Origin of the sequence: Echinicola strongylocentroti (assembly GCF_003260975.1) — a bacterium.
GTDB lineage: Bacteria > Bacteroidota > Bacteroidia > Cytophagales > Cyclobacteriaceae > Echinicola > Echinicola strongylocentroti.
On record NZ_CP030041.1, the window covers coordinates 388,687 to 411,072 of the forward strand.

At 44.0% G+C, this 22,386-nt stretch carries 18 protein-coding genes; 8 read left to right on the forward strand and 10 right to left on the reverse strand.

Annotated features, from left to right (window positions below; genetic code table 11):
* Positions 1-2: 2 nt before the first annotated feature.
* The 6 genes from DN752_RS01420 to DN752_RS01445 form a co-directional block, all read right to left on the reverse strand.
* Complete coding sequence (locus DN752_RS01420; protein WP_112782317.1) at positions 3-3,896, reverse strand: RHS repeat domain-containing protein; 3,894 nt, start codon at positions 3,894-3,896, stop codon at positions 3-5.
* Between the two features lie 296 nt (positions 3,897-4,192).
* Positions 4,193-5,542: an AAA family ATPase gene (locus DN752_RS01425; protein ID WP_112782318.1), complete on the reverse strand. Its 1,350-nt coding sequence runs from the start codon at positions 5,540-5,542 to the stop codon at positions 4,193-4,195.
* A complete protein-coding gene (locus DN752_RS01430; RefSeq protein WP_162633073.1) occupies positions 5,542-6,504 on the reverse strand; it encodes a TLD domain-containing protein in 963 nt (320 codons plus the stop codon). The genes DN752_RS01425 and DN752_RS01430 overlap by 1 nt, the downstream gene beginning before the upstream one ends.
* A 173-nt stretch (positions 6,505-6,677) precedes the next feature.
* Positions 6,678-7,604: a hypothetical protein gene (locus DN752_RS01435; RefSeq protein ID WP_112782320.1), complete on the reverse strand. Its 927-nt coding sequence runs from the start codon at positions 7,602-7,604 to the stop codon at positions 6,678-6,680.
* Positions 7,605-7,657: 53 nt separating this feature from the next.
* Positions 7,658-8,719: a hypothetical protein gene (locus DN752_RS01440; RefSeq protein ID WP_162633074.1), complete on the reverse strand. Its 1,062-nt coding sequence runs from the start codon at positions 8,717-8,719 to the stop codon at positions 7,658-7,660.
* 13 nt (positions 8,720-8,732) lie between these two features.
* Positions 8,733-9,599 (reverse strand): hypothetical protein, encoded by an 867-nt coding sequence (locus tag DN752_RS01445; protein WP_112782322.1) that lies wholly within the window; start codon positions 9,597-9,599, stop codon positions 8,733-8,735.
* Between the two features lie 661 nt (positions 9,600-10,260).
* Here DN752_RS01445 and DN752_RS01450 point away from each other — a divergent pair.
* From DN752_RS01450 to DN752_RS01480, 7 genes are all read left to right on the forward strand, one after another.
* Positions 10,261-11,037 carry a PASTA domain-containing protein gene (locus DN752_RS01450; protein ID WP_112782323.1) on the forward strand — a complete coding sequence of 259 codons (777 nt, stop codon included), beginning with the start codon at positions 10,261-10,263 and terminating at the stop codon, positions 11,035-11,037.
* Complete coding sequence (locus DN752_RS01455; protein WP_112782324.1) at positions 11,038-12,885, forward strand: T9SS type A sorting domain-containing protein; 1,848 nt, start codon at positions 11,038-11,040, stop codon at positions 12,883-12,885.
* Between the two features lie 5 nt (positions 12,886-12,890).
* The gene (locus tag DN752_RS01460) at positions 12,891-13,196 is read left to right on the forward strand and encodes a rhodanese-like domain-containing protein (RefSeq protein ID WP_112782325.1); all 306 of its coding nucleotides are present in this window, start codon (positions 12,891-12,893) and stop codon (positions 13,194-13,196) included.
* Between the two features lie 371 nt (positions 13,197-13,567).
* Positions 13,568-14,413, forward strand: a complete 846-nt coding sequence (locus tag DN752_RS01465) for a methylated-DNA--[protein]-cysteine S-methyltransferase (protein WP_112782326.1) — start codon at positions 13,568-13,570, stop codon at positions 14,411-14,413.
* 495 nt (positions 14,414-14,908) lie between these two features.
* Complete coding sequence (locus DN752_RS01470; protein WP_112782327.1) at positions 14,909-16,057, forward strand: Gfo/Idh/MocA family protein; 1,149 nt, start codon at positions 14,909-14,911, stop codon at positions 16,055-16,057.
* A 66-nt stretch (positions 16,058-16,123) separates the two neighbouring features.
* Complete coding sequence (locus DN752_RS01475) at positions 16,124-16,831, forward strand: pseudouridine synthase (RefSeq protein ID WP_112782328.1); 708 nt, start codon at positions 16,124-16,126, stop codon at positions 16,829-16,831.
* Positions 16,832-17,010: 179 nt separating this feature from the next.
* On the forward strand, positions 17,011-18,501 hold the full coding sequence (locus DN752_RS01480; RefSeq protein ID WP_112782329.1) for a M28 family peptidase: 1,491 nt from the start codon (positions 17,011-17,013) through the stop codon (positions 18,499-18,501).
* A 415-nt stretch (positions 18,502-18,916) separates the two neighbouring features.
* Here the strand turns inward: DN752_RS01480 and DN752_RS01485 are convergent, their stop codons facing one another.
* From DN752_RS01485 to DN752_RS01500, 4 genes are all read right to left on the reverse strand, one after another.
* A complete protein-coding gene (locus tag DN752_RS01485) occupies positions 18,917-19,183 on the reverse strand; it encodes a GlsB/YeaQ/YmgE family stress response membrane protein (RefSeq protein ID WP_112782330.1) in 267 nt (88 codons plus the stop codon).
* A 337-nt stretch (positions 19,184-19,520) separates the two neighbouring features.
* On the reverse strand, positions 19,521-20,471 hold the full coding sequence (locus DN752_RS01490; protein ID WP_112782331.1) for a DUF4097 family beta strand repeat-containing protein: 951 nt from the start codon (positions 20,469-20,471) through the stop codon (positions 19,521-19,523).
* The gene (locus DN752_RS01495) at positions 20,461-20,856 is read right to left on the reverse strand and encodes a TM2 domain-containing protein (RefSeq protein WP_112782332.1); all 396 of its coding nucleotides are present in this window, start codon (positions 20,854-20,856) and stop codon (positions 20,461-20,463) included. Before DN752_RS01495 ends, DN752_RS01490 begins: the two co-directional genes overlap by 11 nt.
* Positions 20,849-21,154 (reverse strand): DUF2752 domain-containing protein, encoded by a 306-nt coding sequence (locus DN752_RS01500; RefSeq protein ID WP_112782333.1) that lies wholly within the window; start codon positions 21,152-21,154, stop codon positions 20,849-20,851. Before DN752_RS01500 ends, DN752_RS01495 begins: the two co-directional genes overlap by 8 nt.
* A 224-nt stretch (positions 21,155-21,378) precedes the next feature.
* Between DN752_RS01500 and DN752_RS01505 the strand changes: the two genes are divergently transcribed.
* Complete coding sequence (locus DN752_RS01505) at positions 21,379-22,278, forward strand: TolB family protein (RefSeq protein ID WP_317048514.1); 900 nt, start codon at positions 21,379-21,381, stop codon at positions 22,276-22,278.
* Positions 22,279-22,386 lie beyond the last annotated feature (108 nt).

The window sequence follows — 22,386 nt, forward strand, 5'->3', positions numbered from 1 at the left end:
TCTTATTGGTCTTTTTCAGCATAGTGGTAATTGTAGGTTTCCAGCACATTCCCTTCATGGTCCTTGATGGACTTCAGCCTGTTAAAGTCGTCGTACTCATAATAGATGGTGATACCGTTGGGGTCAGTCTCACTGGTCATGCCCACTAGTGGATCGTAGGTATAGGTGATCATTTGGGCATCTATCGGATGGAGCCGGACATCATCTATGTAAAAGTCTGTTTCTCCTATTACTCTACCTGCACTGGAAGCTTCAATGGTCACCGTATCTTCGAGACGGTTCCAGGTTTCACCATCATTACTGCGCCAATAACTAAGTATATACTTTCCTGGAATTTTGTCTCTCAATTCCAATGTATACTTTCCGTTATAAACAAACTTCCCCGTCCGAGCGTTGGATGAGGCCTCTCCCCCGCTATATTCCTCAAACCCTTCATATAGTGACTGGCCTACCCTGCTTATGTCAATGGCTGTCTCGCTGTACCTTAGTTTCATGGTAAAGCCTACATCTGCCGGTTTGGTAAAATTAATGTGGTAGACGCCCGGGTCAAGTGAAAGCGACCAAGTGGCAGGCAGTCCGGCCGCTTCATAAAAAGACTTTTCAGCATAGACGTTTTTACCGTCCGATGACACCAACTGAAGAGATACTTCACCAGTACCATTGCCCTTTGCAGAATAAAGCGACGTGATCTCAAGGTTTGCCGTTTGTGCAGAGGATATGGTTATATAAAAAAAGGCCTTGCCCTTAGTATATCCCTTTGCCGGGTCTTGCGTTGTATTTGCATTCACCCAAGATTCACCTGAGACCTCCATGCCTCCTTCATCGTTTTTCGCATTCACAATCTTGGCGACCGGATACTGTCCATTATATCCCCAGATATAACTAGTCACCGTCCCGTCTTCCTTGGATACCGCTGTGGGATTGCCATAGCTGTCGTAAGCATGGTAGCGGAGGCGGGGTTCCAGGGGAGCATTGCCTTTCGCAGCTTTAACTATTGAAGGAAGTACTGTTCCATTGTCTGTCTCTTGGTAGGTTGTTCTCTGGGAGGAAATTTTCTCCCCATTTCGCCAAATCTCCACCTGGATGGGGGTGGCAATACGATGCTGTTCTACGTGCTTAAGTTTACCAATGGAAGTATATTCTTGTGAGGATAAGTTTCCTCCATTCAAGAATGATTCGCTGGTAATATCATCAGGGTAATAGGTCTTCGTTGTAACCTTATTCCCTTTGGAGGTGGTTACTTCGGTCCTACTAGGCTGAAGGTGGACTGGATTATCATAATAATACTTGTTAACCACTTCTATAGTATCTTCTCCATTGGAATTGAATGTTCTTTCAATTGTTTCATCCAAATAATGCCAATAAGAGTTCAATGAATACTCCGTAATGTCCAAATTATCGATTTCATTTGGATACGTAAGAACCTCGCCAACAGACTTATTACGGCAAGGATGATAAAATATCAATTCAACATTGTTATGTTTACGAGCCAAACATACCCAATCTCGCTTCCAAGGTATTGCAAACCAAGAATGCCCATGGTCAGTTATACAGGTTGAATACTTATATGTTTTATTGATATCTTCTGCCTTACACTGGTAGGTTACAGATCCGGTAGGACCAACAAAATCATATTTTTTATTGATGGAATATCCATAAGTAGTTTCAGAAATTCTTTCGTCCTTCTTATATTTATTTTCAATTTCTCTTAGAACAACTATATCGGAAGATTCAGTAACCTTAAAAGCCCTTTGATAATGTAACTGCCCATTATCCCATCCCGTATTGTTCCAAGGGGAGCTGGCTATATAATCTCCCACTATAGGATTCCCTTGTGCATCACTAGACATAAGAAATTCTTTCTCTTCTCCACCATTCTCAAAATCATCTCCACCATGGCTAATTGTTACATATTCATAATAGGTCGTGCTGTTTCCAAAAGAATTAAACAACGGTCGAACTGAACTTGAATTCAACGTGGTATAATAAGTCTCTACAATCGATACCATATCCTGACATTTGGTCTGATTAGTTTGCTCTGACAAATAGTATGAGGGGATTCCTTCGACTCCAGAAGAAACCAATGGCGTCTCTTTTTTTCCATAATAATACCGCTTTTCAACAGGATCACTGTATCCGTTTTGAAAATCCTTTGATCGCTTTATCCTGACCCCGCCAACAATGATGTTTTCGTAAACTTCTTCAGGGAGCGCAGTGTGGTAATAGATCATTAAATTCGCACTTACACAAGTAAATGTTGGTTGTATCCTTACTGTATAACTGTGTCCTTTTTTTATTTTAAGATAAAACTGACGGTTAGTAGTTTCATCCGATACAGTCAAACTACCTCCGCTAGAAATTGACCCCGATTGAGTTTTTCTAATTATTTCTAAGTTCTCACCGGTTTGATCATCTACTACGGTAATATGAGCTTTGGACTTACCCACATCCTGAAGTTGGTCACAATCGTATGCATTAAACCCTCCAAAAGCAACCATACTTGCCTCGTAGTCAAAAGGAGCTGTTGGGATCGTCCCTACCTTGTCAAATTCGCCACGTCCACCAACATCGCTTTTTCCTGTATTGATAGTTAATTGGAGCAATTCTGCTTCAGGAGCAATGGTTTTTTTTCCATTATAGGTATTCGGTTCGTATTCAAAAGTCGTAAACCCTTTTGTTGGATAAGTTATTTTTTTCAACAACCCCTTGACGGCATACGTAAAATCCACTGATTTATCCGCTCCTATATTAAGGGAACTAATTTCAGTTCGAATAGAAGGATTGTTAAACAGATTTGGGAAATAGTTTTTGTTCGATTTTTTACCATTGTAGAAGCCCCAATGGTCTTGTGCTGCTGATAATCTCATTGCAAGACCTTCGGGATCATGGTACGAAAAAGAAAACGATCTATTCACATCCCTCTCCGTTATTTGCTCCAAGAAAACCCTGTTATTTGCCGTAAACTTATACTGAAAACCATAAGCTTCTATTACTTTATCTTCCTTGCTTTTTATAACTATATCAGACACCAAGTCAAGTCCACCTACACCAGGGTGTCCTTTATTGTGCTTAAGGTCTATATAACCGTTTTCTGGATGGTTGCTTTTTAGTTTGATTAATCGCCTACCCTGAACCGTAAGATTACTGCTTATTACCGGATTAACTGTGTATCCAGGTCCAGTCCCTGTTGAATTTGAACAGCCGTTTTGATAGGTCGGGGTAGGAACTGTTATTGACTCGGATTTGCTTAAGGTGTAGGAGTAGTTATCATTTTCATAAATAAATTCAACCACGTCGCCGCTGATGTGTTCTATTTTTGAAAGGTACCATGCAGTAATATAGGCAATCGGTTCAGGGCGAATACCTCCCCCAGAACTACGAAACATTGACTTTTCTGCCTCTAAGAAAAAATAGGATGTGCCATCAGGTGTAATGATCTTAAAGCCCCCATCATTTGAATAATAATCAATTCTCAGATCTTTATAGGGCATCATGATGATTTCATGGTTGTACCCTTTTACAAAACTACCTGTATATCCCATGAAATTATAAGAATAAAGGTCTTTCTCGGTATCTATTTGTTGTTGGCCCGCCAAGTAGAAGAATTCCAATGCCATAGGGCTCTGGTATCCAGCTTCATGGATATCTTTTTCTGGATAAAGTATCCCCTTGTCACTATCAGGCCTATCTCTTACAATCCTAGTAATCACGCCTCCCACGTTCAGGTTCCATCCCAAGCCGACGTTCGTTGAAATCTGGTCTACTTTAATCCCATTGCTTGAGTAGCTCAATGAAATAGGAACATTGATTTTTCCGGCTTTATAGTTGTAAATTGGAACGGAAACATTTGGAGTCCCACTAAAAAGTCCTACTGGCGTCTGACCAAATTTTCCCAAACTATATGCAGTTGGTGAAGGGGGACTAGCTTGGGCAACTCCGTTCCTTGCCCAAAAAGCAGTAGGCTTTTAAAAACAAAAACAACCCCTATCCCTACTTTGAATATTTCTAAAAAACGCTTGTGATTCATTGTATTTATGATTCTTGTTAACATAGAGTTTATATGCTGCGTGTATATGTAATAGCTAATCTTTGTATCCTATTTCTAATAACCCAAACACACGAAACGGCCTTCTAATTGTCAATAATCAAAGTAAACAGAGGCTAACCATTTACCTAAAACGGAATTCTTCTTTCACCCTCCTCCATCCACCCCAAACCCCACCCGAAACACCCAAGGGCTCCCATAAAGGGGGTTGTCCCGGCTGCTAAAATTATACAGCAGCTGTGCTTGGCCCTGGACTTTTCCCTTTAGGCGGAAGCGCCTCTCCAGGCCGGCCAATACGCTGAAATACCAGTCCCTGCTGACCTGCTTGTCCGCTTGTGTCACTTTGCCTTGCAGTCCCTCGTATTCTCCATGGAGATAGAACTGCTTGATCAGCTGATGTTCGGCAAATGCACGAGCACCCATCACTTTTGGGTCCGCAGCACTGTTGGGAATATCCTTGGTGGCCACTGTGAGCCGATAGGTACCGCCAAGGCCAATGTCAAACTTCTTGTTTACCCGGTAACTGATCTCGGGGTTCAGGTCTACTTTGGTATCCATGTCCACATGCAGCTGGAAACTACCGCCAACAACCAACCGGTCCTTTAGCCGTTTGCCCTTTAGCGAACTTGCTTTGGTGGCGGTAGAGAGGTCATTGGCATCGGGCACCTCGCTATAGCTCTTTTTAAGCTTGGCCATCTGCTCCTTGGCCTTTTCCAAGGCCTCTGGCTTGTCCTTAAAGTGGTCGCCCGCCTGGGCAGTGGCCAGTTTGAGCGCCCCGTCCTTGTCCATGTCCCCGGACAGATAGCTGTTTGCCTCCTTGAACTTAGCCAGTTCCTTGTTTTCAAATCCCCCTGGAAGCTCCGGTGCTTTCTCGTTGACGATATCTTTGGCGATGGCTTCCGTCTTGCCTTCGTATTCCTCGGCGAGCGCTTTTTTCTTTTGCTCCACCATAAACCTGATCTCGTCCCGGTCCAGGCTATCGATGGCCTTCAGGCTGTCCCGATAGCTTCTCAAGGTCTTTCTGTAAGAGTCGATTTCCCCTTCCAGCCCCTTGTAGCGAGCGAGATAATCGCTGCCGTCCAGTTCTTCCTTGATCTTGCTTACCGATCGGTCCTTGGCCACTGTTTTGGTCTTCTCCCAAGAGGCCAGCTCTTCCAAGCGGTGAAGTGTATCGGTATAGATATAGTACTGCTCTTGTTGCTTGGCCAGCTGCCCCCTTCGACTCCGCTCAGGGAGCAGCTCAGGGGGCAGCTCAGGGGGCAGCTCTGTGGGAGGTGAGAGGGTTTTCAAGCTGTCCTTGGCGGCACGGCACTTCTTTTTTCGTTGCTTAAGGTAGTGGCGGTATTCTTTCTTGATCCGTTTGTACTCATGCATTCGTTCGTCCACAGTCTCACTGGCCCTTCCGATACGGCCATCAAAGACCGATACGTCCAATGTCTGGGCATGTCCCCATAAGGAAATCAGCAGGAGCGATATGATCAGCGCAGCCATCTTCATCAGTCATTGAGCTTTGTATTTTGGTCTTCCAAGACTTCCAGTCGCTTTTGTTGCTGCGCTATCAGCTCGGCCTGTTTCCGGTTGATGTCCTGTTGTTGGGAAATAAAGGAGGTCAATGCCTTCATCTTTTTCTCACCAAGCTGCCAATTCGTTAAGGCCTCTTTAAAAGAAAGCTCAAGTGATTGGACCTTTTGGTCTTTTTTGATCAAGTGCAATGTCAGCTCCTCAATTTTCTCCAGTAACACCCGGTTCAGTTCCATGATATTTACGCCTTCTCTCTTATATTCCTCTGCTGACCTCAGTCCTGGCAAATGCCCAAATTCATCGATAAAAGCCTTGGTCTCCTCCAACGATATCAACCTGTAATCCTTCCCAAACACATAATCCGGCCAGTTGGCCGTTTCCAGCTTGATCTCGTGGGCGCGGATATTGCCGTTTACGGTGAGTTTCGAATCGGGCGTGGTGGTGCCGATACCTACCCTGCCCTCGAAAACAGAATGCTCTCCATTTCCCCTAAGCGCAGTTTCACCTCCTAGTCCTAAAAATCCATAATCCCGTTCTGCTATATGAAGCCAAATGGTGGTGTTTTTATCCGTCCCATTTATTTTCAGGCCCCGGTCTGATACCGGTGAAACAATATGTAGCGGTGCCTCTGGCTGAGTGGTGCCGATACCTACCTTGCCTCCTGACGAAGGAAAAATAATTACATTCCCCTTACCCGGTCGTAAGGTAATGTCCCTGTTATCATAAGTAAAAATGGAAAAGTCGTCCCCATTACCATATGAAGCGTTATTGTTGTTCCACATAAATCCCGCATAGAAAGCTGAGGGAGTCCCAAAACGAAGAAACTTATAAGGCACCTCTCCTCCAAAAGAAGGATTTAAATAGCTCACATCCATGGTCTGCCCAAACAATGGGAAGAAGCCAAAACACATTAAAACGAGTAGAGTTGATTGCTTCATATTATGTCAATTGTTGAAATAAAATATCATAGGCATCGGAATAAGGATTTTATTTTCGAAGAAAATTCACCGAAATCCACCCCTATATCCCCTAAAGGGGACTTTCTGATCACCCCACTGCACCTTTCGGATAGCTAGTTTATCGATTAATTTATCATGTGGGCAAATCATGATCATTCCTTGTTTTGGCTGGCTTTTCTTTCCAGTGCTTCGATTCTTTGCTGTTGCTCCGCTATATATTTTGCCTGTTCTTGATTTACCTTTTGCTGTTGAATCAGGTATAGCGTCAGTTCTTCTATCTTTTCCAGAAGTTTTACATCCATCTCACCAAGATTGATCCCCTTTTCTTTTATTTCGGCTTCTGTAGGGATGTTGGGTAAATGACCTTGTTCTTTCACGTATGTTTCCAAGTCCATCAGCGGCATTAACGGATAGTCAGGGAGGAATACATAATCTGCCCACCCACCCTTCTTTACATTTACCTCATTGGCCGTTAGTCTGCCTTTGATCCCAAGGTCACCCGCTTTGGCGCTCAGGAACATTCCGTATTTATTTTCGGCTTTTCTTCCTGTTCCCCAATAAAAGTTACCATTGCTGTGAAACCCGAACATCAACTCCGTGCTCTCGCCAGGGTTATACACGATTGCGGAGTGATCCGCGGAAACCAACTCCAAACTATTCCTAAAACCATGTACAGAGGATACCGGATTGTATCCTTTGATCGACATCCCCCCCTGTATGTTCAGCCTGCCATATTTGTTTAGGATCATCGAATAGCTGTTGCCGGCATTCCGGCCGGTCCCCCAGTAAAAATTACCATTACTATGAAACCCGAACATCAACTCCGTACTCTTACCGGGATTGTAGACAATGGCAGAATGACTAGATGAGAGCAATTGTAAGCTATTATGGAAATAATTTACAGAGGAAATGGCATTATATCCCGAGAGTGAAATTCCCCCGTTCACATCCAATTTGGCTTGGGGTGCGGTTGTTCCTATCCCCACATTGCCACTGGATGGAAAGGTATTGGTCTGCCCCAAGGACATCCCTGCCGAGGTCAAGGACAGGACAATAAATACTATTATTGCTGCTTTCATATATTATTTTTGAAATTTATAAGGATATAAATACCACGCTATCTGGGATTCGGCTAGTCTTCTCCCTTTTGTTTCATTTGGACCTTAGCTATTTTTCTCTCGAGTGCTTCGATCCTCTTTTGCTGTTCATTAAGTCGTTTTGATTCTGCTATTCTAAAATCCATGATTTCGATCATCATTTTATCTTGCTGAATAATGTACATGGTGAGTTCTTCTACTTTCTCTAGAAGCTTGGTGTTCATTTCCCCAAGGTCAATTCCGTTTTCCATCACCTCTTTTTCGGTCGGTATCCTTGGTAGGTGACCATTGGCATGGATATAAGCTTCCAGCTCCTTCAGGGGCATTTGACGATAGTTCTCTGTAAATACATAATCTGGCCAGTCTGAAGTCGTTACCTTTACTTCTTTGCACTTTATCACACCGTTCACTTTAATCCCTCCATCATTGAATTCAGCTTGGACACCATTCCCCCCATAGCCTCTGATCAACCAACTTTGGGTGGTGCCGTCATTGGAGAATTGCCGCAGGTACTGGCCTGATGAATTGGAATTGACTTCTGTATAACTAGCCTCATTCCCTGTCCATTTGCTGGATCCTGCCACCTCAAGCGTCCGACTGGGAACTACTGTCCCTATGCCCACGTTGCCTTTATGGAAGCCCATCTTTACATTATCCCCCTCTTTTGTCTGTAAAAAATTGAACACAAAAGGATCATCGTATTCAACAAAGTTCAAATAGGGACTGAACATCTCATAAGTGGAGTGGATTCTTCCGGCATCATCATTGGATTGGTTACCGAAATTTATCGCCTTGTGCCAGTTGCCCGCAACTGTCAGGAGCGCATCTGGAGCCATGGTACCGATACCGACAGCCCCATTGTTCTCGACGGTAAAGCGGACATTGGTATTGACACCAAAGCTCCCACTTGAAAGCCGTAATATGGGGTATGTACTTCCTGCCTCTTGATTGATATACACGGCTGCTCCTCCCCCGGTTCTAGTGAAGTGATGGTAATTGCTATTCCCTTTATCCGTCCGCCAATGACCGGACTGGACCTGTCCAAAGCTTAGGTTAAGGACCATAGAAAGGGATATAAGGCTTATGAGTAGTTTCATTTTTTTCATCTGGTTAGGGGTTTAACTCCGACAATCTTTCAGAAATCCTGCTGAGTTTGTCTTCGATATTTCTCAGCTGCTTGCCCTTTTTGATCAAATGCAAGGTTAGCTCCACTATCTTCCCCAACAGCTGTTGGTTCATCTCCATCATGTTGACGCCCTCCTCTTGGAATTCCTCTGCGCATTTTAACCCCGGTAAATGGCCATTTTTTCGGATATAGACTTCCATCTCTTCCAAGGGCATCTGCTGATAGCCCCTATCAAACACATAGTCCGGCCAGCTAGCCGTTTCCAGTTTGATTTCGTGCGTACGAATATTGCCAATGACAGAAAGCTTCGAATCGGGTGTGGTGGTACCGATGCGGGTCTTGATATTGCCCATTACCACCATACTTATTTTGTCTCCCTGACCATTAATAAAAATAATATCCCGAAGGGCGGATGTTCTAGGCTGTATCACCAGATGGCCTAAATCGACATTGGCAAAAGGATAATTCTTGCCTTTAATATTCTTGGTACTCCCTATCCTTGGATCAGGTTTGGTGACAATGTAATCAGCCTTACAACCACTACCACTTACAATTCTAATGCCTCCGTTTACATCAAGCCTTTCTTCCGGATAAAGCTTCTCAATCCCAACGTTTCCTGAATACGCAGAAGTTGGTATAAGAATTACATGTCCTGTACCCGGTCGTAAAGAAATGCCCCTGTTATCATAAGTAAAAATGGAAAAGTCACCCCCATTACCATATGAAGTGTTATTGTTGTTCAACATAAATCTCGCATAGTACTGCGCTGAAGAACCAAAACGCACAAACCTATAGTGCGTTTCACCGCCAAATTTCGGATTTATATACGCCGCATCCAGGGGCTGACCCATTGCCTCAAAACAGGCTAAATATATTAGATTTAAAAAAACAAACTTCTTCATGACATGTCAAATCTTGAAATAAATGATCCTGAATTTTCCTATAAGAAATCACTGTAATCCCACGGTTAGTTTTCCTAAAAAGTAATCCTTGAACACTCCTAATCCCATTCTAAAAGGCTTAAAAAAAACAGCCAGTCTATCCTATCCACTGTTCAAAAAAACAAACAAAAGGTTTAATACACAGGTTAAACTTTTTAATTATTAAACCTATATAATGCTAATGATTTAAGTTAGGAAAATCAAATAATTCAATATTTAATTTTATAAAAAGGTAATTAACATATTTAAATTATTGAAAAGTACTTAAATAAAGTATTTTTCAACAATCTCTTAACCCGGTTTATGCTTCATTGATTCCTCCTCTCAGGATTGGCTATGCTGCGATTAGGTAATATCTAGGCCAGTGGCACCCAGGACGCCGTAACGATTACTTTTATGCGGGCTACTTGATATTTTATTCTTTGTTCTTGGTTCTATATTCTACTCCTGGTACTTGACCCATTTCTGGCACGTTTATTATGGTATGGAATGCTATTTATGGAAAAAATCATTCCATGAAGTGAAAATTAAAATTACCTTTACACAGGAATAAAAAATCAGATAATCGTCAATGAGCAATTTTAAGCAAGGTTCCAAGAGAGTTTTGATCCATCTCGCAATAATTCTGGGGCTGTTATTCACTATTCTATTTGTATTCTTCCAAGTTTACCTGCCCAATTATACCAATCATGGAGAAACCGTTACGGTTCCAGATTTGGAAAATTATGATTACAGTGAAATAGAAAGTTATTTGGAATCACGCGATCTTCGCTACGAGATCACGCTTGACAGTGGGTTTGAGGCTGATGTCAAGCCACTTACCGTACTCAAGCAAAATCCACGGCCAGGAGCCAAGGTCAAGCAAGGCCGAAAAATATACATCACACTGAATGCGGAAAATGCTCCTTTGATAAAAATGCCTAACTTGGTCAACAGTCCATTGAAAAATGCCCAAGAGGTACTTTCCAACTATGGGTTGATAAGGGGTGAAATCATCTATGTTCCGGACATCGGTCAAAATGTCGTGCTTGAGCAAAAATTCCATGGAAGATCGATCAAAGAGGGTTTCGAAATCCCCAAAGGTTCCCAGATTGATTTGGTCGTGGGTGATGGACTGGGCAAGCAAAGTTTGGCCATACCTAACCTGATCGGTATGGAAGAAGAAGAAGCGGAGTTTTTGGTCGTTGGTTCAGGGCTGCGACTGGGAAGGGTGAACTTTGTCACCACCGATACCGTACCTAAAGGAACAATTGTCAAACAACTGCCCCCCTCAGGTATTGAAGCAAAAACAGGGGAATTAATCGATGTGTGGGTGTCTGAATTGGGAGCCACCGAGAATGATTTTTAAATGAAAAGAAACGTCGCCAAGCTTGGTCTATTTTTATGTGCGCTGATTGGTGTCTTTCACCAATCCTTTGGTCAGTTGCGCCAACTCAGTGTCAACAGGAGCGATTATGTTTCTCAAAAACAGCAAAACATCAACTCCAGAGTGTTGGCAGACACCTTGGAATTACCGTTTTGGGATGACTTTTCCCAAGGCACCTTGGACAGCACCAAATGGGAATCAAATGGTGCCAATGTATCCCTCAGCGTCGGCGAGGGAGCTCCGAGTCTGGGCGTATTGCTCCTTGACGGCACCAAGGCCAATGGTCAGCCCTACAGTACAGATATTGGACAAGTCGATGTCACCGACCAGCTCACCTCACGTCCAATTGACCTGTCGGGAATAGCCGATGAAGAACAAAACTCCCTTTACCTCAGCTTCTTTTGGCAAGCAGGGGGAAAGGCTGAAATGCCCGATTCCAATGACTATTTGCAGCTTCAGTTTTTGGATAGCCTAGGTAACTGGAATGAAATCTGGACACAATACGGTGGGGCCAGCATGCTGGATTTCCAACAGGAAATGATCCCTTTGGACGGTATTTACCTCCATGGCCAATTCAAAATGAAGTTCCTAAGCTCAGGGCGATTGGCAGGGCCATTTGATAGTTGGTTGCTGGATTATATTTACCTCAATAAAAACAGGACGGCAGACGACCAGAATTATCCCGACCGAGCTCTTACACAACTGAACAGCAGCTTTTTAGGCAACTACACCGCATTGCCACTATATGAATTCAACGCGCTTTCCGACACGGTGTTGACCAGTATCAACAATCAGTTTTACAACTTGAACGATCGGTTCAGGGCAATGGAATATTCGGCGGAAATCAGGGATGAGAGCAGCCAAGAATCATTCATGGTGCTCAATTCCAACACCCCATTTAACCCGGTACCTTTGGCCAATGAACGAAGGGATTTTGCCAGTGGCGTTCCCTCCGAACTGGCTCAACAAGCCCGAGAGGAAGCATTTGACCTGGAAAGCATTGTCTACCTTAGCTCAGGAGATGATTTCCTAATTGATGAAATCACCGATGGTGACACCACCTACTTCAGCGAGGTGGATTTCCGCATCAACGACACGGCTCGGACTACCATCCCTATCAGGGATTATTATGCTTTTGACCGGGGAACGGTGGACTATGCAGCAGGGATCAATCAGCGATCAGGTATGGTAGCAGTGAAATACCACAGCTCCTCCCCTGCTTATGTCAATGCCCTCAGCATCAATTTTACCAATCCAGCCCAAGCAGGTACGGCTGTAGATCTGTTGGTCTGGCATTCCTTGGAAGAACAACCTGTATATGCCAAAGAAGTAATTATCCAACCTAAAGACAGCCTCAATCAAATAACACAGTTTAGCTTGGACACGGCTATTCAGGTGGAAGGAGATTTCTATGTTGGTTATATGCAGTTTACCAATGATTTTATCCATATAGGACTAGACAAGTCAAACGACAGCTCTTCCGAAGTACATTATAATATTTCAGGATCCTGGGCACCAAGTGACCAAGTGATCGGTTCCCTCATGATCAGGGCACATATGCAAACGGAAGCCCCTCTGCCACCAGAAGTCCCTGAGGCCGCATCCCTGATCAAAGCCTATCCGAATCCAGTGGAAAACAATAAAATATTCCTAGAAGGAGATGTGGAAGATGTCAAACTCTATGACACCTTTGGCAGGGAAATAAAAATCGATATCAGTGAGGCAGAAAATGGCAAATTCGTTAATTTTACGACCAATCGTAAAGGAGTTTACCTGATCAAAGCCTGGAATAAAAACTCACCGCAATTAATAAGAATTTTAGTCAAATAGAGATTATGGAAGACATTACTGTAGAAGAACTAAAGGAAAGAATAGACAAGAATGAGGAATTTCCATTTGTCGATGTCAGAGAAGAGTGGGAATATGAAGAAGACAACCTTGGTGCCTTGAATATCCCATTGGGACAGCTGGCTGCTTCTTTGGATGAATTGGAGCAATACAAAGACCAGGAACTGGTGGTACACTGTCGCTCAGGTGCCCGAAGTGGCAATGCCAAAAAATTCTTGGAAACCAAAGGATACACCAAAGTAAGAAACGTCTTGGGAGGCATCATGGCTTACCGAGAACTGGAAGAAGAATAAACATGATATTCATAAGGCTGTCTCACCTAAAGAGACAGCCTTTTTTTTAGGCAACCATGGAAATGACTACGTTTTTCAAAGAACTTTTTGATTATGGTTTTAAGCAAAACTTAGCTGTTCGGGATTTGCAATCTCGAACCGAGATAATGGGGATTTGAAATCCCCCTAGCCCATTTATGAATAGCGCAGACATTATAAAAACATAGATTTTCAGCAACTAGCAGACGTTAGCCTCACGACTATGCCCTATCTGCGTTCCATCAAAGCCGCACCTTTTCTGCTTGCCCCAAAACATATTCCGCAATTTTCGGGTGGTATGCTTAACGTCTTCCTGTTATCTTTAACCCGGAATATGCATTAGCAGTATCAGCATGAAAAAACAGGAAATCATTACTTACCAACGTATTGCAGAAGCACTAAACTACCTGCAAAATAACTTCCAACAGCAGCCAACATTGGACGAAGTGGCAGAGACAGCCCACCTAAGTCCTCACCATTTCCAGCGGCTATTCTCTGAATGGGCGGGTGTAAGCCCCAAAAAATTCCTGCAGTACATCAGTATTGGCCATGCAAAAAAGATCCTCAGCAACCCTTCATCAAACTTGCTGGAAGCCGCTATGGAAACAGGGCTATCCGGCACAGGCCGTCTCCATGACTTATTTGTCACTATCGAAGGGATGACCCCGGGCGAGTATAAAAACGGGGGTAAAAATCTGCAGATCAGCTATACTTTTTCCACTACACCATTTGGGCCGGTCTTGGTAGCGGCTACCCAAAAAGGGATTTGCCATATGTCATTTGTGGAAGATAGAAACCAGGCACTTAACCACCTTCAGTCCCTATTTCCCAAGGCTCTATTTTCAGCACAGCCCTCTCCCCTTCACCATAAGGCACTTAACATCTTCCAAAAAGATTGGCAGCAAATGGACGCTGTAAAGCTCCACCTGAAAGGAACTGATTTCCAGCTCAACGTATGGGAATGCCTGCTAAAAATCCCCCACGGCAAGCTCAGCACTTACGGCCACATCGCCCAGCACATCGATAAACCCAACGCCGCCAGAGCAGTAGGAACGGCCATTGGCCGCAATCCAGTGGCTTTTTTGATCCCTTGCCACCGCGTCATACAGGCTTCTGGCGTGATCGGCGGATATATGTGGGGACCGCTCAGGAAGAAAGCCATCATCGGCTGGGAAGCAGCGACCGTAGAGAAGGAATAGTGGAAAAGGGGATTGAGATGGGAGATGTGAGACTTGAGATATGAGACATTAGACATGAGTATTGAGTACACAAAATTCCTCCCTTCGTAGGTGGGCTTAGGTGGAGTTATTTTATACTTAGGTTGTGCTGGGTCTCTGCCCCAGCACTGGCAAGCACTGAGTCTCTGACTCAATTATATAATATTAAGACTTGAGAGTTGAGACTTGAGACATGAGTATGGAGTATTGAGTACACAAAATTCCTCCCTTCGTAGGTGGGCTTAGGTGGAGCTGTTTTATACTTAGGTTGTGCTGGGTCTCTGCCCCAGCACTAGCAAGCACTGAGTCTCTGACTCAATTAAATAATATTGAGACTTGAGACATGAGACGTGAGATGCGAGAGTTTTAGATTCAAAAAACGGGAATTCACCAATTGATATAATTTGAAAATACGTTTCATAACTCTATCTTTATTGCCCATCTTTTAGTACAAAAACCTATAGAAAACCTATAATCATGACAAAACCCATCAAAGCAGCCATTGTAGGTACTGGCTTTATCGGGCCTGCGCACTTGGAGGCTCTACGAAGAATCCCAAACATTGAAGTAATTGCACTTTGTGAAGTGAACCAAGAACTGGCCGAGGAAAAGGCCAAACTTTTAGGGATTCCCCAAGCCTTTACTTTTGAGGAAATGCTCAAGCAACCAGAAATCGAAGTGGTGCACATCTGTACGCCCAACTTCCTTCACTTCAGCCAGTCTAAGGCCGTCTTGGAAGCGGGAAAACACGTCGTTTGTGAAAAACCCCTTGCGACCAAAATCGACGAGGCGGAGGAACTGGTAGCACTGGCCAAAGAAAAAGGATTGGTCAATGCCGTTCACTTTAACCTGCGCTATTACCCAATGGTCCGTCAGATGAAAACCATGAGGGAAAACGGCGAACTTGGCGATATCTATAGCATCATGGGCTCCTACCTACAGGACTGGCTTTACCTCAATACGGACTATAACTGGCGGCTGGAGCCGGACAAATCCGGCGATTCCAGGGCCATTGCGGATATCGGTTCTCACCTGCTGGACCTTACCGAATACGTTACGGGATTGAAAATCACCGAAGTGATGGCCGATTTCAGCACCGTGCACAAGACGAGGCTAAAACCGCTAAAGCCAATCGAAACGTATTCTGGCAAAATGCTCAAGGAATCCGACTATGCTGAAGTGCCCATCGATACGGAAGACCACGCCACCGTCATGCTGCGTTTTGACAACGGCAACAAAGGCTCCGTAACGGTCAGCCAAGTAAATGCTGGCCGCAAAAACAGATTGAATATCGAAATAGCTGGCGCTAAGTCCAACTTTGAGTGGTGCTCCGAGCGCCCGAACGAAATGTGGATAGGAAAGCGTCAAAGCCCCAACCAACAACTGATGAAAGATCCTGCACTCTTTACACCTGAAGCCGCTGGTCTCATCAGCTTCCCAGGTGGCCATAACGAAGGCTTCCCGGATACTTCCAAGCAGATGTTCAAGGAAGTGTATGCGGCTGTAGCAGAAGGCAAGCAACCCGAGCAGCCTTCCTTCCCCACTTTTGAGGATGGGTATAGAGAGCTATTGATCTGTGAAAGAATCATCGAAAGTCACAAAAAGCAAGCTTGGGTAAAAATCTAAGCGACATTCTTGAATTACTAAAAAAAGTGCCTTTCTTGCCGTTGCTTGGAAGGCACTTTTAGGATCATGACCGAACTCGAAATACTCTTTGAAGACGAGCACTACATAGCGGTAAACAAGCCTGCGGGTGTCATGGTACACCGCTCGAGCATCGCAAAAGATGATGATCCGGTGTATGCCATGCAAGTGCTACGTGACCAAATGGGTCATCATGTCTACCCGATTCACCGCATTGACAGGCCTACATCTGGTGTACTGTGGTTTGCCCGAAACCGAGAAGTAGTACCTGCCTTCCAAGAACGTTTTATCACCAAAGATATTCGGAAATTCTACCTCACCGTGGTCAGGGGATATACCAAGGAGCAGGAAGGGCTCATCGATTATCCCTTACGCAAAAAACTCAAGAAAGAACTCCAAGAAGCCCAAACGGCCTATCTAAGCCTGGGGCAAGTAGAAATCCCGGTCCAAAGCTCCCCGCGCCATGACTCCAGTCGCTATTCGCTGGTTCGCGCCTACCCTCTGACGGGCCGCATGCACCAAATCAGGAGGCATTTTGCCCATGAACGCAATTATATAATCGGAGACAATACGCACGGAGACAACCGTCAAAACCGTTTTTTCAGGATGCATTTTCAAATGCACCACATGCTCCTCCATGCTTGGTCCACTGCTTTTGACCATCCGATCACCGGCAAAAAGATTACCGTGACGGCTCCCCTCCCGGACCATTTTCATAAAATCATAACGGAATTTGGCTGGCAAGAATTGGTTTAGCGATTTACAATGCACAAATCGGGGCAAAGTGCCAGCGGCACGGATGATTGCTATGCCTACACGAAAAATGTTTTCTTTCAATATACTAACTGAGTTTGCCCTAAGTGCACGATCATCGTTTCCCATTCTGGTAAAAAAAAGCCTATATTTAACCCAGAATATAACTTTAGACATTGCTTATGAAAAACAGTTTTATCTACGCCGCATTGGCGGGCTTTACGCTTCTGCCCTTTACATCCACGGCTCAAAAAACAGCCATTGACCAATCCATTGAAGAAAAAGAAGCCGTATCCCATTTTAGGTACCTAGCGGCAGACGAATTAAAAGGACGGGATGCCGCCCGCCCTGAGATCAATATTGCAGGAAGGTACATTGCGGAGCAGTTTTGGAAATATGGAGCCGCTCCCATTGATGCGGAGGGTAGTTATTACCAATCGGTACCGTTGAGGCTTTCTGCACCTCCAAAAACGGGACAAGTCCAACTTGGAACCGAAAAGCTGATCCAAGGAGAAAGCATGCTTGTTTTGGACGGAAAGTCGCTGGAAGGTGACTACGAAATGGTAGTAGCTGGCTATGGTCTTGAAGAAGATTTGGAAGGAAAGGATGTGGCAGGTAAAATTTTGGTGGTACGTGTCGGAGGACCCGAAAAAATGGGCCCTTCACAGCTTTTTGCCGCAGGCAGGGAAAAGTTGGCCTTGGCCAAGGAAAAAGGAGCTATTGCGCTGATAGAAATGTACAACCTCAACAATCCACCATGGCCCCTTCTGCTAGGATACCTGAACAAGCCACAGCTCATGCTGGCAGATGACGAGGAGCCTGAGGATGCCGGGATTCCCTATATCTGGGCAAAAGACCTGGACGCAAGCCTTATCAAATCCATTGACCAAGGGGAGATTGACCAGGCAGCAGTAGCCATCAACGGAAAGGTCAATAAAGCCATTACCAGCAATAATATTGTGGCCGTGGTAGAAGGAACGGATGAAGACCTGAAGGATGAATACGTGATGCTTTCTGCCCACTATGACCACATCGGCGTGGGTAAGCCAAACGCCCAAGGAGACTCCATCTATAACGGTGCCAGGGACAATGCTGTCGGAACAGTAGCCATCATCAATGCCGCCAAGTACTTTACAGAAAACCCTCCCAAACGATCCATCTTGCTCTGTGCGTGGACAGCTGAAGAGAAAGGACTTTTGGGCTCTGCCTATTTTGCAGAAAACCCTATGGTACCACTGGATAAAATCATCTATAACCTGAACATCGATAATGGTGGCTATAATGACACCAGTATCATCACCGTCATCGGATTGGGCAGGACTACGGCAGATCACCTTATCTATGAAGCGGTCGATGAGTTTGGCTTGTCAGCCGAGGGAGATCCGTCGCCAGAGCAGGGGCTGTATGATCGCTCGGACAATGTGAATTTTGCCAAAAAGGGTATCCCAGCCCCTACTTTTAGCTTGGGCTTCACGGCTTTTGATGAAGAAATCATGAAATTTTACCACCAGGCAGCGGACCAAGTGGATAATTTTGACCTAGATTATGCCATGAAGTATTGGAAAGCCTACCTCTTAACAGCGGAGAGAATCGCCAATACCGATGAAAAACCTGCTTGGGAAAAAGGCGATAAATATGAAGAAGCAGGAAAGGCACTTTATGGGAGCGAGTAATTTAACCCGGAATATGCATTAGCCTATCTGTTGCGACCTTAAACTGTTTCAAAATCAGCCGTTTCACTTTAGTTTTCGGCATTATCGTAGCGGTGCTACGCTAATACCTCCAAACTAACTGATTTTCTTGCAATTTCAGCTCTCACTACGATTCCTAACGCATAATCCGGGTTTAATCAGGTTAAAAAAAGGCTTACAATCGAGATGGTCACATAGAAATCAAATAAAAGATATGTATATCCCCGATGACACCAGTAACCACCGAAATAGTAAATAAGTCCTCACAGAAACCACAGAAATCTCAGAAAGTCATTATTTCTTTCTGGGGGTTCTGTGCGTTCCGTGAGAAATAAAACCTACTGGCAAGAAAGCGGATAATCAGAAAAGATAAAGCCGGGATTTCTCCCGGCTTTTGTCATTTTGAGAAATTGGGTGCTATCAACTTTTTCCAGATGTAAAGAATAAGCAATGCTCCTAGAATAGCCCAGATGAGCCCCCATCCAAGTCCACTTCCTCCAGCACTTTCGAAGCCCAATGCTCGACCCACAAAGCCACCCACAAAAGCTCCTCCTATACCTATTAAGGTTGTTACAATAAAACCACCAGGATCCTTTCCTGGCATAATCCATTTTGCTAATGCACCGGCTATCAAGCCAAAAATAATCCACCAAATAAATGTCATAAGGTAATAAGGTTTAGATTGTTAATGAATAATTCAACTCTTGTAAATCCGCAATGATGCCAATAATCACAGTAATAGTAAGTAGGTCCTCACAGAAACCACGTAAATCTCAGAAAAACATTATTTCATTCTGGGTATTCTGCGCATTCTGTGAGAAATAAAATCCACTGGCAAGAAAGCGTTTATTCAAAATAACAAAAACACACAAAACAACCTATTGATTACCTATATTTAAAAAGTATAATCCACTGTCTATACTGAAATCAGCTGATGTTTCAGCAAAAAAAGCACCGTAACAGGTGCTTTTTATACATTATCGTCAGAAATTACCTAGCCTCTAATTCACTATCCTGATGGTTCCCGAACTGACAGCACCATGGACGGTCTTGCTGGCGTTATTATTAATTCTTAAACTATTTCCACTTCGCTGGTCACCGACACGGACACTTCCACTACTGGCCTTTAGATCGAAATTATAATCACCCAAGTCATCGGAGGTCTTGATCCGAATGGCTCCAGAGCTGAAGTTGATTTCAGTATTATTGCTCAAACCAGCCCCCTCCGCTTCGATCATTCCTGATGATCCTACTAATCTGCCCAGCTCACCAATATTACGAAGCTCAATTTTCCCTGAAGTTATTTTGGCATCTACTTTTCCTGTAGCATCGGCGATGGCTATTTTTCCACTGCTCCCTACTGCATCTACATTGCCATCGACTCCTCTAAGCTCCAACATCCCAGAAGAAACCTTTGCGGCTACATTTCCTATTAGGTCACTTCCCTCGAGTTTTCCAGAACTAACGGTCAAGCGGATATCAGCCACTTCCAGGTCGGTTGCGGTTACCTTACCGGATCCTGCCGATATATCAATTCGATCATGCTTCACATCTGAAACACTCACAGTTCCTGAACCTCCCTTTACTTTGAGGGATACGTCCTTGGGGCCTATGACGCTGATAAAGCCTTTATTTTTGAAATTCCCCCATCCACTAAATCCATCTCCTTGCTCCCACTCTACCATCAAGCGGTCACCGTCCACCTCATAGGTAATCTCCACTCCCTCTGGTTTATTGGATTCCAAGTAGGCATTTAACGCCACTTCACTGACGCCCTCCCTGCCTTCATAGGTAACTTCCAGCGGCCCTCCGTAAATTTCCACGGTGGTGATCCCATCAAAAACTTCCTCAATATCCGACACCACGGACATTTTAGTAGAATAGGAACAGGCTGACAAAAGAGTAGCTCCTATCAATAAAGCTACAGCTGCGTTAACAATATTATGCTTCATGGCTAGGGGCAGTATTTTGGTCTGTATCGGATGAATTGGTACTGGACATCATGGAAAGTGTCTCATGGGCTATTTTTATATTGTACTCATAAGCGAGGCTCTTATAGTTCACCAAATCGACTATCGTTCCTATCCAGCAAAGCCCAATAGTAAAGAAATAAAGGATCCCCAAACCAATTTGTCCCAACACAAAACGATGTAGCCCCGCAAAGCCAAAGAAGCCCAAGAGAGCCAATATCAGCACCATTTGGCTGTCCTTTCTCCTCGCTCTGTACACTTGTGCAAACAAGCCGGCCTGCTCATCGTCCATATTTTTAAGGATACCCTGAATATACCCCAATTCCATCCCCTCCAACTCAGGAAGGTGTTTTAATACATTAGCCATAATTACGTTTAGTTTTTAGTTGTTTTATGATTTCAAACATTCTATAAAGAATAACTGCCCAAGCAAAACCACCTAAAGGGTGCATCTGAAACGAAGCACTAATATCCCCCATGGCTAATAGCTTCATGCTTCTCCCCAATCCACAGCCAGGGCACCATTCAATTCCTGCCAAGCCCAGTGGACAGAGGGTAAAATGGTGCTCATGGGAAGGATCAATGAACATTATAGCCATTAGCGCTGCTGGCCAAAACACCAGTTCTAACGGTAATTTCATTAGTATATTCCTTATTTCTTTCATTTGCTTATTAAAATACGAAAAGGATGCCATTTGCTAAATAGCCGCTTAAAGCTTGTTAAGGCATTTCCATAATTCAAAATTGAACAAAAACGAACATAAATTGAACGATTATGAACACTTTTACCCTAATAATCCGTTCATCTAAGCAGGGAATATCCCAAGCACTTTCGTCAAAATCATTTTCCTTTTGTAATTTAGCTACAGACACGTCAAAAACTGTTGAAATGAACACAATAAAACATACCTTCTGCCTCATTATTCTTTTACTGACCTGCTTTTTTGCAAAGGCACAATCATCAAGTGATCTGATCGTATTGGACACAAAGAAGCTGTTTGGTAAATTTAGCATTATTGGCGGCAGTGCCCAATTGCTTACTGACCGGGAAGGATATGATAATCAGCCCAACTTTATCAACGACAAACAAGTGGCATTTTCCTCCATTGATGAAAATGGGAACAGTGATATCATTGTTTACAGCTTCGACACGGAAGAGTTTACGAACATGACGAGGACAACAACCAAAAGCGAGTTTTCGCCCCGGCTGACAGATTGTGGTAAGTACATTTCTGCCGTTACCGTAGAAGAAGACAGCAGCCAACGACTATGGCTCTACCCTATCAACTTCGGTGAACCTGAATTGCTCTACGATGACATTGAGCCTGTGGCCTATTACGCCTGGCACAATAATATTGCCGCAATGAACATTCTAGGTGAGCCCAACGAATTGGTTTACCCTTATAGTCGTGAGAATATAGCCCAACTCGCACAAAATGTAGGAAACTGCATCCAAAAAAGACCAAAAACCAGTGAAATCACCTATGTCGACAAAGGTACTAGCGTGGTTTTAAATGGAAAGGAAACCTTTGAGCTAAAATCCTACGACCTAGAAGAAAAAACTGCTGGAAATTACGGAGTGGCCATGGGCCAAGGTGATGATTTTGCATGGATAGACAAGAACACCCTTATCATGGCCAAAGGACAAGAGTTGTACATCAAAAAGGTCAACAAAAGCATGGAATGGGAAAAAATCGCCGTGGTTTCCATGCCCGGTTACGGTGCCATCAGTCGTCTCGCTGCCAGTCCTGCCGGAGACAAGCTAGTCTTGGTGATGGAACGAAAATAGAAAATCGGTAGGAATGTTACTTTTAGCATCAGCCTATCTTGGTCTTTCAGCATTTCTCGACATTCAATGGGACAGGCTATTGCAATTCCTAACGCATAATCCGGGTTA